13 protein-coding genes are annotated in these 15,336 nt (G+C 70.9%); 4 read left to right on the top strand and 9 right to left on the bottom strand.

The annotated features are described in order from the left end of the window. Positions 1-22 precede the first annotated feature (22 nt). Positions 23-1,333: an LCP family protein gene (locus OG373_RS23965; protein WP_397730469.1), complete on the top strand. Its 1,311-nt coding sequence runs from the start codon at positions 23-25 to the stop codon at positions 1,331-1,333. A 52-nt stretch (positions 1,334-1,385) separates the two neighbouring features. Here the strand turns inward: OG373_RS23965 and OG373_RS23960 are convergent, their stop codons facing one another. The 3 genes from OG373_RS23960 to OG373_RS23950 form a co-directional block, all read right to left on the bottom strand. Further along, positions 1,386-2,468, bottom strand: a complete 1,083-nt coding sequence (locus tag OG373_RS23960; RefSeq protein ID WP_405440201.1) for a sugar phosphate nucleotidyltransferase — start codon at positions 2,466-2,468, stop codon at positions 1,386-1,388. Between the two features lie 151 nt (positions 2,469-2,619). Continuing rightward, entirely contained in the window at positions 2,620-3,264 is a 645-nt protein-coding gene (locus tag OG373_RS23955; RefSeq protein WP_405440199.1) for a hypothetical protein, read from the bottom strand. Between the two features lie 124 nt (positions 3,265-3,388). Continuing rightward, a complete protein-coding gene (locus OG373_RS23950) occupies positions 3,389-4,561 on the bottom strand; it encodes an acyl-CoA dehydrogenase family protein (RefSeq protein ID WP_397730474.1) in 1,173 nt (390 codons plus the stop codon). 194 nt (positions 4,562-4,755) lie between these two features. On the opposite strand from OG373_RS23950, the gene OG373_RS23945 reads away from it, so the two are divergent. After that, positions 4,756-6,099 (top strand): UDP-glucose dehydrogenase family protein, encoded by a 1,344-nt coding sequence (locus tag OG373_RS23945; protein ID WP_405440198.1) that lies wholly within the window; start codon positions 4,756-4,758, stop codon positions 6,097-6,099. 311 nt (positions 6,100-6,410) lie between these two features. Here OG373_RS23945 and OG373_RS23940 read toward each other — a convergent pair whose 3' ends face one another. The 4 genes from OG373_RS23940 to OG373_RS23925 form a co-directional block, all read right to left on the bottom strand. Next, positions 6,411-7,478, bottom strand: a complete 1,068-nt coding sequence (locus OG373_RS23940) for a membrane dipeptidase (RefSeq protein WP_405440197.1) — start codon at positions 7,476-7,478, stop codon at positions 6,411-6,413. Between the two features lie 142 nt (positions 7,479-7,620). Then, on the bottom strand, positions 7,621-8,802 hold the full coding sequence (locus tag OG373_RS23935; protein ID WP_397730480.1) for a dipeptidase: 1,182 nt from the start codon (positions 8,800-8,802) through the stop codon (positions 7,621-7,623). After that, positions 8,799-9,335 carry a 5-(carboxyamino)imidazole ribonucleotide mutase gene (gene purE, locus OG373_RS23930; RefSeq protein WP_030387011.1) on the bottom strand — a complete coding sequence of 179 codons (537 nt, stop codon included), beginning with the start codon at positions 9,333-9,335 and terminating at the stop codon, positions 8,799-8,801. The genes OG373_RS23935 and purE overlap by 4 nt, the downstream gene beginning before the upstream one ends. Further along, positions 9,332-10,471 carry a 5-(carboxyamino)imidazole ribonucleotide synthase gene (locus OG373_RS23925; protein WP_189971105.1) on the bottom strand — a complete coding sequence of 380 codons (1,140 nt, stop codon included), beginning with the start codon at positions 10,469-10,471 and terminating at the stop codon, positions 9,332-9,334. The genes purE and OG373_RS23925 overlap by 4 nt, the downstream gene beginning before the upstream one ends. 231 nt (positions 10,472-10,702) lie before the next feature. Here OG373_RS23925 and OG373_RS23920 point away from each other — a divergent pair, with 231 nt between their 5' ends. Next, positions 10,703-11,239 carry a GtrA family protein gene (locus OG373_RS23920; protein ID WP_405440195.1) on the top strand — a complete coding sequence of 179 codons (537 nt, stop codon included), beginning with the start codon at positions 10,703-10,705 and terminating at the stop codon, positions 11,237-11,239. A gap of 59 nt (positions 11,240-11,298) precedes the next feature. Here OG373_RS23920 and OG373_RS23915 read toward each other — a convergent pair whose 3' ends face one another. Next, positions 11,299-12,564, bottom strand: a complete 1,266-nt coding sequence (locus OG373_RS23915) for an ATP-binding protein (protein ID WP_405440194.1) — start codon at positions 12,562-12,564, stop codon at positions 11,299-11,301. A gap of 38 nt (positions 12,565-12,602) precedes the next feature. Further along, a complete protein-coding gene (locus OG373_RS23910; protein ID WP_030724697.1) occupies positions 12,603-13,280 on the bottom strand; it encodes a response regulator transcription factor in 678 nt (225 codons plus the stop codon). 495 nt (positions 13,281-13,775) lie between these two features. Here OG373_RS23910 and OG373_RS23905 point away from each other — a divergent pair, with 495 nt between their 5' ends. Further along, positions 13,776-15,290, top strand: coding sequence for a peptide MFS transporter (locus OG373_RS23905; protein WP_405440193.1), 1,515 nt, complete (start codon positions 13,776-13,778; stop codon positions 15,288-15,290). Positions 15,291-15,336 lie beyond the last annotated feature (46 nt).

Here is a 15,336-nt window from a genome sequence, read left to right as displayed (position 1 = left end):
CCGGGCAGGCATTCTTGGGCGCATGAATGACTGGCCAGAAGGTCGTGACGACGCGTACGGGCGCGGCAGCGCGCAGCCGCAGCCCGAGGGCGCGCAGCGGATGCGGCACATCCAGCGGCAGCCGCAGCAACCGCCGCGGCCCGGGCAGCCCCCGCGCCCGCAGGGACCGGCGGGCCCGCCGGCGCACGGCGTACCCCCGCAGCAGGCGGGGAGCCACGACACGTACGGCGGTTACGACAGCGGCTACAACACCGGCCAGGTCTACGGGGCACCCGCGGGCGGCGCTCCGGGCGGGCCGGGAGGCCCCGGCGGGCCGTCCGGGCCCGGCCGCCCCGGGCGGGCGCCCGGTCCCGCTCCGGACTGGCGCAAGCGGATCAAGGTCGGCGGGGTCGTGCTGGTCTCGGCGCTCCTTGTGACGTCCGTCTCCACCTACTTCTGGGCCGACTCCAAGGTGCGCCGCGAGGTGGACCTCTCCAAGGTCATCGAGCGCCCGAAGGAGGGCGACTGCACGACGTACCTGATCGTGGGCTCCGACAGCCGCGAGGGCATGTCCGCCGAGGAGAAGAAGAAGCTGCACACCGGCTCGGCCGAGGGCAAGCGGACCGACTCGATGATGATCCTGGCGAAGTGCTCCAGCGGGAACACCATGATCTCGCTGCCCCGCGACTCGGACGTGGAGATCCCCTCCTTCGTCGGCTCGCAGTCCGGCAAGAAGTTCCCCGGGCAGGGACGCCGGGTCAAGCTCAACGCGGCGTACGCGGAGGACGGACCCGAGCTGCTGGTGCGGACGGTGGAGCACAACACCGGCCTGCGCATCGACCACTACGCGGAGATCGGCTTCGCCGGCTTCGCGAACATCGTGGACGCGCTGGGCGGTGTGGAGCTCGACATCGAGGAGGGCTTCAAGGACGAGAAGTCGGGCGCCGACTTCAAGGCCGGCAAGCAGACCCTCAACGGCGAGCAGTCACTGGCCTTCGTACGGACCCGGTACGCCTTCGCCGAGTCCGACCTCCAGCGCACGAAGAACCAGCAGAAGTTCCTGTCGGCGCTGGCCAGCCAGGCCGCGACCCCCTCGACGATCCTCAACCCGTTCTCGCTCTACCCGATGCTGGGCGCGGGCCTGGACACGCTCATCGTGGACAAGGACATGGGCCTGTACGACATGGGCCAGATGTTCTTCGCGATGAAGGGCGTCAACGGCGGTGACGGCGTGTCGATGAACATGCCGATCTCCGGTCAGCGCGGCGGCAACCTCGTCTGGGACAAGGCGAAGGTGCAGCAGCTGGTGAAGCAGATCCAGAACGACGAGAAGGTCACCGTCCGCGGCAACTGACGGCGGTGAGGGAGCACGGCCGGGTCGGCCGTGCTCCCTGCCCGGACCGGGATCAGGCGTCCGGGGAGAAGCGGATGGCGGCGGCGGGCAGCTGTGCCTCGCACCAGACGCGGGCGCCGGCGCGCAGTTCGTTGTCGGCTCCCACGGCCGCGCCGTCGCCGACGACCGTGCCGTCGAGCACGGTCCGCGCGCCGACCGAGGCGCGGGCCCCGATGAGGCTGGCGTTCACCTGGGCGTCGGGGCCGATCACGGCGTCGTCGAGGACGATCGAGCCCTGGACGACCGCTCCGGCCCCGATCCGGGCTCCGGCGCCCACCACGGTGCCCCCGGAGAGCTTGGCACCGGCCGCCACCTCGGCGCCGGGCAGGACCAGGTACTCGCCGCGGCGTCCGGGGACGGCCGGGGAGGAGACCACTCCGCGTACCAGGTCGGCGGAGGCCTGGATGATCGACTCGGGCTTGCCGAGGTCCATCCAGTAGGTGTTCTCGGTGACGCCGTGCAGCTTGGCGCCCGCGGCGAGCAGGCCGGGGAAGGTCTCGCGCTCGACGGAGACGGGGCGGCCGGCCGGGATGGAGTCGATCACGCTGCGGCGGAAGACGTAGCAGCCGGCATTGATCTGGTCGGTGATGATCTCCTCGGGGGTCTGCGGCTTCTCGGTGAAGGCCAGCACCCGCCCCTCGGGGTCGGTGGGGACCAGACCGAAGGCGCGCGGGTCCTCGACCCGCACCAGGTGCAGGGAGACGTCGGCGTCGGCCGCCTTGTGGGATTCGACCAGGCCGGCGATGTCGAGACCGGTGAGGATGTCGCCGTTGAAGACGAGGACGGAGGAGTCCGGGCCGCCGGTCAGGCGCCGGCCGGCGTTGCGGATGGCGCCGCCGGTGCCCAGCGGCTCGTCCTCGACCACGTACTCCAGGCTGAGGCCGAAGTCGGACCCGTCGCCGAAGTAGGGCTCGAAGACCTCGGCGAGGTAGCAGGTGGCCATCACGATGTGCGTGACACCGGCGGCGGCGGCCCTGGCTATCTGGTGGGCGAGGAAGGGAACGCCTGCCGTGGGAACCATCGGCTTCGGCGTGTTCACCGTCACGGGACGCAGCCGCGTCCCCTGTCCGCCGACCAGCAGGATCGCTTCCGTCATTGCGTTCTCCCCAACCGATTCCGGCGTACGAAGGTCCAAATTTAGCCCATCCGGGGGCGCCCGAAGGCCGGTGCCGGATGTGTCCACCGGTGCGCCCACCCGCGGGTTCGGCGCACTCGACATGTCATGAAATGACGCGTTGTCCGCCCGGTCAGGAAGCGAACGGATTGGCGTGGCCCGGCAGTTGCCGCCCCGGCTCCAGGAAGCGCTGCCGGCCGTGGTCGTCCGAGACCGGGACGAACCCGGCGTCCGTCAGTCGGCGGGCGATCCGCTGCCGGCGGATCGCGCCCAGCTTGAGGCCGCCGCCCAGGAACGCCGCGAGCGCCGCGCCGCCGACCAGCGCGGCGACCGGCATCCCGAGGACGAGCAGCATGAGGACCATGGCTCCGCAGGACCCCCAGGCGAACAGCTTCTGCCGCTTGTTCGCGGCCTCGGCCATGACGTCGAGCATGATCCTGTCCTTGAGCCGGGCCACGGGCTCCTGCGCCTCGGGGAGCGGCTTGACCGTCCCCGGCCGCATTCCCGGCACCGTCCCGCCGTTGCCGGCCTGCGGGTGGGCGGCGATGGTCGCCGCTTCGCGGGCACGCGCCGCGGGGTGCGGGTCCCGGTACATCCGGACCAGGATCAGCATGCCGTTGTGGCCGGTCCGGTGCGCCCGGTCGTACGCATAGCCGTACTGCTCCGCGACGTGGGCCAGGGCGGCCACCCGGCCGACCGTCTGCTCCGGGCCGATCTCGACGTCGTCCTGGCGGGCGATCTGCCCGAGCATCGCCGATATCTGGCGTTCCGTGAACATGCTTGTTTCCGCCCCACCTGCGCGCCTACGGCTGACAGCCGCACAGCCTAGCCCGCCGCCCCCTGCGCGAACGTCCCCCGGCTCCGTGCCGGGGGACGCCGCGTCGCTGCAGGTCAGGTACCCGCTACGGCAGGTTGCGGGCCATGACGATCCGCTGGACCTGGTTGGTGCCCTCGTAGATCTGGGTGATCTTGGCGTCGCGCATCATGCGCTCCACCGGGTAGTCACGGGTGTAGCCGTAACCGCCGAGGAGCTGGACGGCGTCCGTGGTGACCTCCATGGCCACGTCGGAGGCGAAGCACTTGGCCGCGGCACCGAAGAAGGTCAGGTCCTCCTTCTCGCCTCCGGCGGAGACGCGCTCGGACTTGGCGGCGGCCGAGTACGTGAGCTGGCGGGCGGCCTCGATCTTCATGGCCATGTCGGCGAGCATGAACTGCACGCCCTGGAAGTCGCCGATCGGCTTGCCGAACTGCTTGCGCTCCTGGACGTAGCCCTTGGCGTAGTCCAGGGCGCCCTGGGCGATGCCGAGCGCCTGGGCCGCGATGGTGATGCGGGTGTGGTCCAGCGTCTTCATCGCGGTGGCGAAGCCGGTGCCCTCGGCGCCGATCATGCGGTCGGCCGGGATCCGGACGTTGTCGAGGTAGACCTCGCGCGTCGGGGAGCCCTTGATGCCGAGCTTCTTCTCCGGGGCGCCGAAGGAGACGCCCTCGTCCGACTTCTCCACGACGAAGGCGCTGATGCCCTTGGAGCGCTTCTCGGGGTCCGTGACGGCCATGACCGTGTAGTACTCGGAGACGCCCGCGTTGGTGATCCAGCGCTTGACGCCGTTGAGCACCCAGAAGTCCCCGTCGCGCACGGCGCGGGTCTTCATGCCGGCGGCGTCGGAGCCCGCGTCCGGCTCGGAGAGCGCGTACGAGAACATCGCGTCGCCCTTGGCGAGCGGGCCCAGGTACTTGGCCTTGAGCTCCTCGGAACCGGAGAGGATCACCGGGAGCGAGCCGAGCTTGTTCACCGCGGGAATGAGGGAGGAAGAGGCGCAGACACGGGCCACCTCCTCGATCACGATCACGGTGGCGAGGGCGTCGGCGCCCGCGCCGCCGTAGGTCTCGGGCACGTGGACGGCGTGCAGGTCGCTGGCGACCAGGGCGTCCAGGGCCTCCTGCGGGAAGCGGGATTCCTCGTCGACCGCGGCGGCGAACGGCAGGATCTTCGCCTCGGCGAGCGAGCGGACCGACTCGCGGAGCATGTCGTGCTCCTCGGCCGGGCGGTACAGGTCGAAGTCGGCAGAACCCGCCAAGATCTCTCACTCCCCAGGGTGATGCGTGATGCTAACTACCGTTAAGTAACCCGATCCTAGTGGGCCCGTCACGGATGGCGATATGGACGGCCCACGTGAGTTGCGTGACAGCGGTGCCCTCCTGGGGAACGTCCCCGCTGGTGGGCCCGACTATGCTCAGTGGCCGCAAACGGCCCCGCACCTCTGGAGCACCCATGGCCCCCCTCAGGATCACTGTGATCGGCACCGGCTACCTCGGCGCCACCCACGCCGCGGCGATGGCGGAGCTGGGCTTCGAGGTGCTCGGGCTGGACGTGGTGCCGGAGAAGATCGAGATGCTCGCCTCCGGCCGGGTCCCGATGTACGAGCCCGGGCTGGAGGAACTGCTGGCCCAGCACGTGGCCGGACTGCCCGGCTCGACGGGACGGCTGCGGTTCACCACCTCCTGGGAGGAGGTCGGGGAATTCGGCGACGTCCACTTCGTCTGCGTGAACACCCCGCAGAAGCACGGCGAGTACGCGTGCGACATGTCCTACGTCGACTCCGCGATGGCCTCCCTGGCCCCGCACCTGACCCGGCCGGTGCTGGTCGTCGGCAAGTCCACGGTCCCGGTGGGATCGGCGGAGCGGCTGGCGGCGAAGCTCACCGAGCTGGCCCCGGCGGGCGCGGACGTGGAGCTGGCCTGGAACCCGGAGTTCCTGCGGGAGGGCTTCGCCGTGCAGGACACCCTGCACCCCGACCGGATCGTGGTCGGCGTCCAGGGCGAGCGCGGCGAGAAGCTGCTGCGGGAGGTGTACGAGACGCCGATGTCCGAGGGGACCCCGCTGGTCGTCACCGACTTCCCGACGGCCGAGCTGGTCAAGACCGCCGCCAACTCCTTCCTCGCCACCAAGATCTCCTTCATCAACGCGATGGCGGAGGTGTGCGAGGCCGCCGGCGGCGACGTGGTCAAGCTGGCCGAGGCCATCGGCTACGACGACCGGATCGGCGCGAAGTTCCTGCGCGCCGGGATCGGCTTCGGCGGCGGCTGCCTGCCGAAGGACATCCGGGCCTTCATGGCGCGCGCCGGTGAGCTGGGCGCCGACCAGGCACTGACCTTCCTGCGCGAGGTCGACTCCATCAACATGCGGCGCCGCGGGCACATGGTCGAGCTGGCCCGGGAGGCCGTGGGCGGTTCGTTCCTCGGCAAGCGGGTCGCCGTGCTCGGTGCCACCTTCAAGCCGGACTCGGACGACGTCCGCGACTCCCCCGCGCTGAACGTGGCCGGGCAGATCCACCTCCAGGGCGGCCAGGTCACCGTCTACGACCCCAAGGGCATGGACAACGCCCGGCGCGTCTTCCCGACCCTCGGCTACGCGGACTCCGCGCTGGCGGCGGCCCGGGGTGCGGAGGTCGTCCTCCACCTCACCGAGTGGCGCGAGTTCCGCGACCTCGACCCGGCGGAGCTCGCCGGTGTGGTCACCGACCGCCTCGTCCTGGACGGCCGCAACGCGCTGGACCCGGTGCGGTGGCGTGCCGCGGGCTGGACCTACCGCGCGATGGGCCGCCCGCGGGCCTAGCCCTCGGGCCGGGGTGGGGTGCGGATCCGGGCTGCCGGTGCGGCGCCGTTGGCGGGGCGCTGCCCCGGACCCCGCGCCTCGAACGCAGGCGGGGCTGGGAGTGGCCGGCGGGGCTGACCTAGTGCTGTGACCGGAAAGGTTTGCCGGGTCGCGGCGTCCGGTGCATGGGGTATCCCCAGGCCCGCAGGGCCTGGGGGAAGCATCGCAAGGCGGAGGGCCGCGGGCCGTACTGGACGTACTTCCGTGGTCCGACAACGCGGCGAGGTGCCGTGCCGGGCGTCGCGACCCGGTGGACCTTTCCGGTCACAGCACTAGCGGCGGTGCCCGGCGGCGCGGGCGGTGAATTCCGCGTCGCGGACCACGCGCTGGACGTTGCCCCAGGTCAGCATGGCCACCTCGGACTCCGGCCAGCCGCGCTCCAGCAGCTCCGCGATCAGCCGCGGGTAGCCCTCGGGGTCGGTCAGGCCCGTCGGGCGGGGGTGGTCCGGTCCGGTGCCGAAGGCGGCGCCGAGTCCGACGCCGTGCGGGCCCGCGATCGCCCGTACGTGGTCGAAGTGGTCCGCCACCGCGTGCAGGGAGTCCCCCGTGCGCGCGCTGTCGAAGGTGACCATCGCGAGGCCGTTCGCCTCCCGCAGCGCGGCCAGGACCTCGTCGGTCACGTTCCCCGGATGCGGGTTCAGCGAGGCCGCCGCCGTGTTCGAAATGATCACCGGCGCCTTGGAGGCCCCCGCGAGCCGGCAGGCCACCGCCGGCGGGCAGTCCGTGAGGTCCAGCAGGATCGCCAGCCGGTTCGCCTCGCGGACCACCTCGTGGCCGAAGGCCGTCAGCTCCTCCCGGGCCCAGGCCGCTCCCGCCGGCGCGAGGCTCCGTACGCCCAGCGCATGGAAGGCGCGCAGCGCACCCAGGGAGTCGGTCAGCGTGCGGCCGGGCACCGGGCCCAGGAACGAGGCGATCCGGCCGCGGTTGCGGGCGTCCGCCATGTCGTCGGCGCTGAGCGCCAGGCACAGACTGTCGGGATAGCGGCGCATCAGGGTCAGCGCCGTGTCGATCTGGTCCAGCGTGTCGGAGAGCACCTGGTCACCGGTGGCGTTCTCGGGCGCCCGCGCCGACGGCACGAGCAGGGACCAGAACTGGGCCCCCACTCCCCCGGCGCGCAACCGCGGGATGTCGGTGTCCACACCCGTGTCCGAGGTCTCGATGTCGTGGTACGGGCGCTGGTGCAGGGTCCGGACCAGGGTGTTGCACCCGTCGGCCACGGGATGGACGGCCAGCAGCGCGACGGCCCGGTCGAGGGCGCCCGCCGCCACCGCTGCTGCGGGTGCGGGGAGGTCTTCGGCTCCGATGCCCACGGAGTGGGGTTCATCCTGCAGGTCGGCCATGGCGTTCGCTCCGGTCTCGGCGGCAGCAGGGAGAGGTGGTGCCACCGTGACACGCGGGACGGCAGGGCCGCCCGGCGGACGCAGCGTTCGAGTGAACCCGCAGGTCACACCCTGTTACCGCATCCGCCGGGCACCGCCTCCGCTACCGGATCACCGCGTTCGACGGGCCCCGGGACGACGACAGGTCACGGGCCACCGACTCCGCGTCGCGCAGCACCCGTACCGCGTTCGACCAGGTCAGCTTCGCCAGGTCGGCCCGGGACCAGCCGCGCGTGAGCAGCTCGGCGACCAGGTTGGGGTAGCCCGCCACGTCGTCCAGGCCGGACGGGGTGAAGGCCGTGCCGTCGTAATCGCCGCCGATGCCGATGTGGTCGATCCCGGCCACCTCGCGCATGTGGTCCAGGTGGTCGGCGACCGTCGCGGCCGTGGCCACCGGTCGCGGGCGCTCCGCCTCGAAGGCCCGGTGCAGGGCCATCGCCTCGGGGGTGGTGTCCAGGTGGTGGAAACCGTGCGCCCGCAGGTTCTCGTCTGCGGCCAGGGTCCACTCGACCGCCGCCGGGAGGATGAACTTCGGTACGAAGGTGGCCATCGCCACGCCGCCGTTGCCCGGCAGCGTCGCCAGCACGTCGTCGGGGATGTTGCGCGGGTGGTCGCAGACCGCCCGGGCCGAGGAGTGCGAGAAGACCACCGGCGCGGCCGAGACCGCGATCGCGTCGCGCATCGTCGTCGCGGCGACGTGCGAGAGGTCCACCAGCATGCCCACGCGGTTCATCTCGCGGACGACCTCGCGGCCGAAGTCGGTCAGACCGCCGTGCCGGGGCTCGTCGGTCGCCGAGTCCGCCCAGTCGATCGTGTCGTTGTGCGTGAGCGTCATGTACCGCACGCCCAACCGGTGCAGGGCGCGCAGGGTGGCGAGCGAGTTGTTGATGGAGTGGCCGCCCTCGGCGCCCATCAGCGAGGCGATCCGGCCGTCGGCGCGGGCCGCCTCCATGTCGTCCGCCGTCAGTGCCCGCACCAGGTCGCCGGGATAACGGTCGATCAGCTGGGCGACGACGTCGATCTGCTCCAGGGTGGCGCTGACCGCCTCGTCACCGGCGTAGTCGGAGCGTACGTAGACGGACCAGAACTGCGCGCCGACCCCGCCGGCGCGCAGCCGGGGGATGTCGGTGTGCAGGTGGGCGGACTGGTCGCCCGCGATGTCGCGTTGCGCCAGGTCGTAGCGCACCTGCTGACGCAGCGCCCAGGGCAGGTCGTTGTGGCCGTCCACGACGGGGTGCTCGGCCAGCAGCTCGCGCGCCTCGTCCAGACGCTGCGCCGCGCTCACTTGCCGAATCCGAAGGACTCCGCGTTCGCGACCTTCGTCCGCAGCCGCTTGCCCTTCTCGGTGGCCTGGTCGTTCAGCTCCTGCTGGAAGTCGCGCATCCGGGCCAGCAGCTCCGTGTCGTGCGCGGCCAGCATCCGTACGGCCAGCAGTCCCGCGTTGCGCGCCCCGGCGACCGAGACGGTGGCGACGGGAACCCCCGCGGGCATCTGGACGATCGACATCAGCGAGTCCATGCCGTCGAGGTACTTCAGCGGCACCGGGACGCCGATGACCGGCAGCGGGGTGACCGAGGCGAGCATGCCGGGCAGGTGGGCGGCACCGCCCGCGCCCGCGATGATCGCCTTCAGCCCGCGGTCGGCGGCCCGCTCCCCGTACGTGATCATCTCGCGCGGCATCCGGTGGGCGGAGACGACGTCGACCTCGTAGGGGATCTCGAACTCGTCCAGGGCCTGGGCGGCCGCCTCCATGACGGGCCAGTCCGAGTCGGAGCCCATGACGATGCCGATGACGGGGCCTGCGGAGGTGGTGCTCATGCGGTGATCGTTCCCCTGAGGTAGCCGGCTGCGTGGCGTGCGCGTTCCAGCACATCGTCCAGATCGTCGCCGTAGGTGTTGACGTGGCCGACCTTGCGGCCGTGTTTCACGTCCTTGCCGTACATGTGGATCTTCAGCTGGGGGTCGTGGGCCATGCAGTGCAGGTACGCCGCGTACATGTCGGGGTAGTCCCCGCCCAGCACGTTCGCCATGACCGTCCACCGGGCGCGGGGGCGCGGGTCGCCGAGCGGGAGGTCCAGGACCGCCCGTACGTGGTTGGCGAACTGGGAGGTGACGGCGCCGTCCTGGGTCCAGTGGCCGCTGTTGTGCGGGCGCATCGCCAGCTCGTTGACCAGGATCCGGCCGTCGGTGGTCTCGAACAGCTCCACGGCCAGGTGGCCGGTCACGTCGAGTTCCTTGGCGATGCGCAGGGCGAGGGCCTGGGCCTCGCCCGCGAGGGCCTCCGAGAGGTTCGGGGCCGGGGCGATCACCGTGTCGCAGACCCCGTCCACCTGGACGGACTCCACGACGGGATAGGCGACCGCCTGTCCGTGCGGGGAGCGGACGATGTTGGCCGCGAGTTCGCGGACGTACTCGACCTTCTCCTCCGCAAGGACGGGGACGCCCGCCTTGAAGGGGGCTGCCGCGTCCTCGGGGGTGCGGACGAACCACACCCCCTTGCCGTCGTACCCGCCCCGCACGGTCTTGAGGATGACGGGGAACCCGCCCACCTCGTCCGCGAAGGCGGTCACGTCGTCCGGATCGCTCACGATCCGGTGCCGGGGGCTGGGCGCGCCGATCTCGTCGAGCTTGGCGCGCATCACCCCCTTGTCCTGGGCGTGTACCAAAGCGTCGGGCCCCGGGCGGACGGGGATGCCGTCCGCTTCCAGGGCCCGCAGGTGCTCCATGGGTACATGCTCGTGGTCGAAGGTGATCACGTCACAGCCGCGCGCGAAGGCACGCAACGTCTCCAGGTCGCGATAGTCGCCGATGACGACATCGCTCACGACCTGGGCCGCAGAGTCCTGCGGGCTGTCACTGAGGAGCTTGAATCTGATGCCGAGGGGGATACCCGCCTCGTGGGTCATGCGGGCGAGCTGACCGCCGCCGACCATGCCGACTACCGGGAACGTCACTCCTCCAGGGTATCCGCCGGTATTCGGCCACCGGGACCCGCCCGGGACGCGGCCCCGGCCCGATCCGTGCGAGTGCCGTGCGTGTGCCGTGCGTGTGCCGTGCGTGTGCCGTGCGTCGCAGGGTGCCGGAAGGCACAGACGGAGCACTGGGGGGAGACTTAGAGTGGTTGGGTTGACGGAGAACACCGGACGCCCCGTAAGCGGGCGGTGACCGACAGGACTGACCTACTGATGAGCACGCCGGGCGGATCTGTCCTCGAACGTGTACGTGGCCTCGTGCGAGAGGTCGCCAAGTTCGGGGCGGTCGGCGGTCTGGGCGTCCTGGTCAACCTGGGTGTCTTCAACCTGATCCGCAACACGACCGACCTCCAGGTGGTGCGCGCGAGCGTGATAGCCACCGTCGTCGCCATCGCCACGAACTACATCGGCTTCCGCTACTTCGCCTACCGCGACCGCGCCCAGAGCGGCCGCACCCGCGAGCTCGTCCTGTTCGCCGTGTTCAGCGGGATCGGCCTGGTCATCGAGAGCGGTGTGCTCTACGCCGCCACCTACGGCTTCGGCTGGGACGGCCCGGTCGCGAGCAACGTGTTCAAGTTCATCGGCATCGGGACCGCCACCGTGTTCCGCTTCTGGTCGTACCGGACCTGGGTCTTCAGGGCCCTGCCCGTGCCGGTCGAGCCCACCGAGCCGATGCCGGATCCCGCGCCGCTGCCGAAGCCGGAGCGCCGGCCGGAGCCGGTGCCCGAGCCGGCCCCCGCGAACAACTAGCTCCCCGGTCTCCGGGCCCCCGGTCTCCCCCGGCCTCCCGGCTCCCTGCTCTGCGCCCCTCAGCGCACCGTGGCCTGCGGTTCGGCCGGTTCCGGCGCCGTCCGGCTGAGGAACAGCGCGAACACCGGCGGCTGCGTCTGGAGCAGCTCCAGCCGTCCGCCGTCCGCCTCCGCGAGGTCCCGGGCCACCGCGAGGCCGATCCCGGTGGAGTTGCGGCCACTGATGGCCCGCTCGAAGATCCGGTTCCCGAGGTCCGGCGGAACGCCCGGCCCCTCGTCGGTGACCTCCAGCACCGCCTGGTTGCCGATCACCCGGGTGCGCAGCGCGACCGTGCCGCCACCGTGCATCAGGGCGTTCTCCACGAGGGTGGCCAGCACCTGCGAGACCGCGCCCGGGGTGCCGACGGCCCGCACGCCCTGTTTCCCGGAGCGGACGATGGCCCGGCCCGCGCTGCGGTAGGCCGGCCGCCACTCCTCCACCTGCTGCTTGACGACCTCGTCCAGGTCGAAGGGGACCGCCGAGCCGGTCCGCGGGTCCCGCGAGTTCGTGAGCAACCGCTGCACCACGTCCGTGAGCCGCTCCACCTGGGTCAGGGCGATGGTCGCCTCCTCCCGTACGGTCTCCAGGTCGTCGGTGACCGTGATCTCCTCCAGCCGCATGGAGAGCGCGGTGAGCGGGGTGCGCAGCTGGTGGGAGGCGTCCGCGGCCAGGCGCCGCTCGGCCGTCAGCATCCGGCCGATCCGCTCGGCGCTGGAGTCCAGTACGTCCGCGACCCGGTCCAGCTCGGGAACCCCGTACCGCTTGTGCCGGGGCCGCGGGTCGCCCGATCCGAGCTGCTCGGCCGTCTCGGCCAGGTCGGTGAGCGGGGAGGCGAGCCGGTTGGCCTGGCGTACGGCGAGCAGCACGGCCGCCACGACGGCAAGCAGGGCCACCGCGCCGACCACGGCCAGGGTCCGGCCGACCTCGCGGGTCACGATGGAGCGGGACTCCTCGACGACCACGACCTCGCCCTGCTCCCCGCGGGCGACGCCGCGGATGACGCTGTCCGGGATCGGGGCGCCCACCTGCACGGCCTGCTGGCCGGGGACGGTGATCCGCGCGTAGTGGCCGGCGTCCAGTTGCTCGCCGAGGGCCACGGGGTCGATCGGCTTCTTCTCCAGGACGCTCGCCTCGACGATGCCCACGAGCCGCAGCGCCTCGGACTCGATGCGGTCCTGGGCGCTGCTGGTGATGGTCCTGGTCTCCACGATGACGAGGGAGACCCCGAAGACGGCGATCACGACGAGCACCACGGCGAGCGTGGAGTTGATCAGGCGGCGGCGCATGCCCTAGAGCATGCCCCAGGAGTGGCCGCGGGAGGCGGTCAGCTCTTCTCGAAGCGGAAACCGACGCCCCGCACGGTGGCGATGTAGCGGGGGTTGGCGGCGTCGTCCCCGAGCTTCTTGCGCAGCCAGGAGATGTGCATGTCGAGGGTCTTGGTGGAGGACCACCAGGTGGTGTCCCAGACCTCGCGCATGAGCTGGTCGCGGGTGACGACCCGGCCCGCGTCGCGGACCAGGACCCGCAGCAGGTCGAACTCCTTGGCCGTGAGCTGGAGCTCCTCCTCCCCCATCCAGGCGCGGTGCGACTCGACGTCGATCCGCACGCCGTGGGTGGCGGGGGGCTGGAGGGCCTCGGTGGCGCCGCGCCGGAGCAGGGCCCGGACCCGGGCGAGCAGCTCTGCCAGGCGGAAGGGCTTGGTCACGTAGTCGTCGGCGCCCGCGTCCAGGCCGACGACCGTGTCGACCTCGTCCGCGCGGGCGGTGAGGACCAGGATCGGGAAGCCGTGGCCCTCGGCGCGCAGTCGGCGGGCGACCTCCAGGCCGTCCATGCCCGGCAGGCCCAGGTCGAGGACGACGAGGTCGACGCCGCCCTGCAGTCCCGCGTCCAGAGCGGTGGGGCCGTCCTCCCGGACCTCGACCTCGTACCCCTCCCGGCGCAGAGCGCGGGCCAGGGGTTCCGAGATGGATGCGTCGTCCTCGGCGAGCAGTACACGCGTCATGTGGGTGATGGTAGTCCGCGGCGGCTGGATCCAGGGGCCCGCCTGCAGACCCCTCTCGATCTGGGCTTATGAACGACTGAGCGCCTTCGAATATGGTCGAACGGTTCCCGACGCGCCTTGTGATCCATCTCTCAAGTCCTTTTAAATGCCACCGTGTCGTGTCGTATGGTGGCGAGACGCCTGATGCACTACCTCAGGGACCTTTGTGCCGAAAACCGAGCCAAGGGTCTCTATTTCTGTCCTGATCGGACAGGACGGTCCTGTCGGATTCGCCTGTCCGGGCTTGATGACAGTGAATGACCTGTGGGCCGGGCCCCTCCGCGATGGTGCGAGAGCGGGCGTGGATCCCGGTTACGGATGTTCTTTCGCCTCCAACCCCTTGGGGGGCGAGACCCCGAGGCGTGGGGTGGGAGATCCGTCGCCGGTGCCGGCCACCCCCCACCGGGCGCGGATGAGCTCACGAAGCCAAGCGTCCCGAGCAAGCAAGGATCGACCATGGCTTCCAGCCTGACGACGGCTTCTCCGAGCCCCGCTCACGAGAAGACCTTCCTCGGCCACCCGATCGGCCTGGCCACGCTGTTCATGACCGAGATGTGGGAGCGCTTCTCCTACTACGGCATGCGTGCGCTTCTCGTCCTGTACCTGGTCTCCGGCGGTGCGGACGCCGCGACCGGGAGCCAGGGCGGTGGCCTGGGCTTCAAGATGGGTGTCGCCACGGCGATCTACTCCGTGTACGTGGCCATGGTCTACCTGATGGCCATGCCCGGTGGCTGGTTCGGCGACCGCGTCTGGGGCGCCCGCAAGACCGTCACCATCGCCAGCTTCGTGATCATGGCCGGTCACGTGGCGCTGGCGCTGCCGGGGCAGATCTCGTTCTTCGCGGGTCTGATGCTGGTCGCCGTCGGTTCCGGTCTGCTGAAGGCCAACATCTCCACGATGGTCGGCCACCTGTACGCCGGCCCGGACGACCCGCGCCGTGACGGCGGCTTCACGCTGTTCTACATCGGCATCAACCTGGGTGCCTTCGGTGCGCCGTGGGTGATCGGCATCATCGGCGAGACCTTCAGCTGGCACCTCGGCTTCCTGCTCGCCGCCATCGGCATGGCCATCGGCCTGGTCGTGTTCCTGGTCTTCGGCCGCACGCTGAGCCCGACCAGCAGCGTCGTCCCGAACCCGCTCTCGGTCACCGAGCGCAACAGCCTCGTCGTCAAGGTCGCCGCCGTCGTGGCGATCATCGGCGCCTTCTACGGCACCGTCGTCGCGATGGGCATGTTCACCATCAACTGGGCGCTGTACCCGATCACCATCGCCGGTCTGGTCATCCCGGTCACCGTGCTGGTGCGCATCAAGCGGGACAAGGCCCTGTCGGGTCCCGAGCAGTCCAAGATGTCCGCGTACATCTGGTTCTTCGTCGCCGCCGCCGCGTTCTGGATGATCTACGACCAGGGTGGCTCGACGCTCTCCCTGTTCGCCGACAACAGCACCGGCTCGATCTTCGGCTGGACCCCGTCCACCGTCCTGTACCAGGCGCTGAACCCGCTGTTCGTCATGGCGCTGGCCCCGGTCTTCGCGTGGCTGTGGCTGTGGCTGGCCCGCAAGAACCAGGAGCCGAACACCATCGTGAAGTTCGCGATGGGCCTCGTCCTGGTCGGCGCGTCCTTCTTCATCTTCATCATCCCGATGAGCATGGCGGGCGACGGCACCAAGGTGTCGCCGATGTGGCTGGTCTCGATATACATGATCCAGACGATCGCCGAGCTGTGCCTGTCCCCGGTCGGCCTCTCGGTCACCACCAAGATGGCTCCGCAGAAGTACGCCTCCCAGATGATGGGTGTCTGGTTCCTCGCGGTCACCGCCGGTGACTGCACCACCGGTCTGCTCGCGCTGGCCGGCGTGGACCTGAACGGCACGATCATCATCGGCCTGCAGGCCGCCGCCGCGGCGCTCGCGGGTCTCGCGGTCTACATGTACCGCAAGAGGGTCCAGGCCCTGATGGGCAACGTGCACTGACGCACCCCCGCCCGACGACGAACGGCCCGGCACACCGGAAGGTGTG

Origin of the sequence: Streptomyces avidinii, from assembly GCF_045161815.1 — a bacterium.
GTDB classification, from domain to species: Bacteria; Actinomycetota; Actinomycetes; order Streptomycetales; family Streptomycetaceae; genus Streptomyces; species Streptomyces avidinii.
The sequence above is the reverse complement of the archived record's forward strand: the minus strand, read 5'-3'. Positions and strand labels throughout refer to the sequence as shown.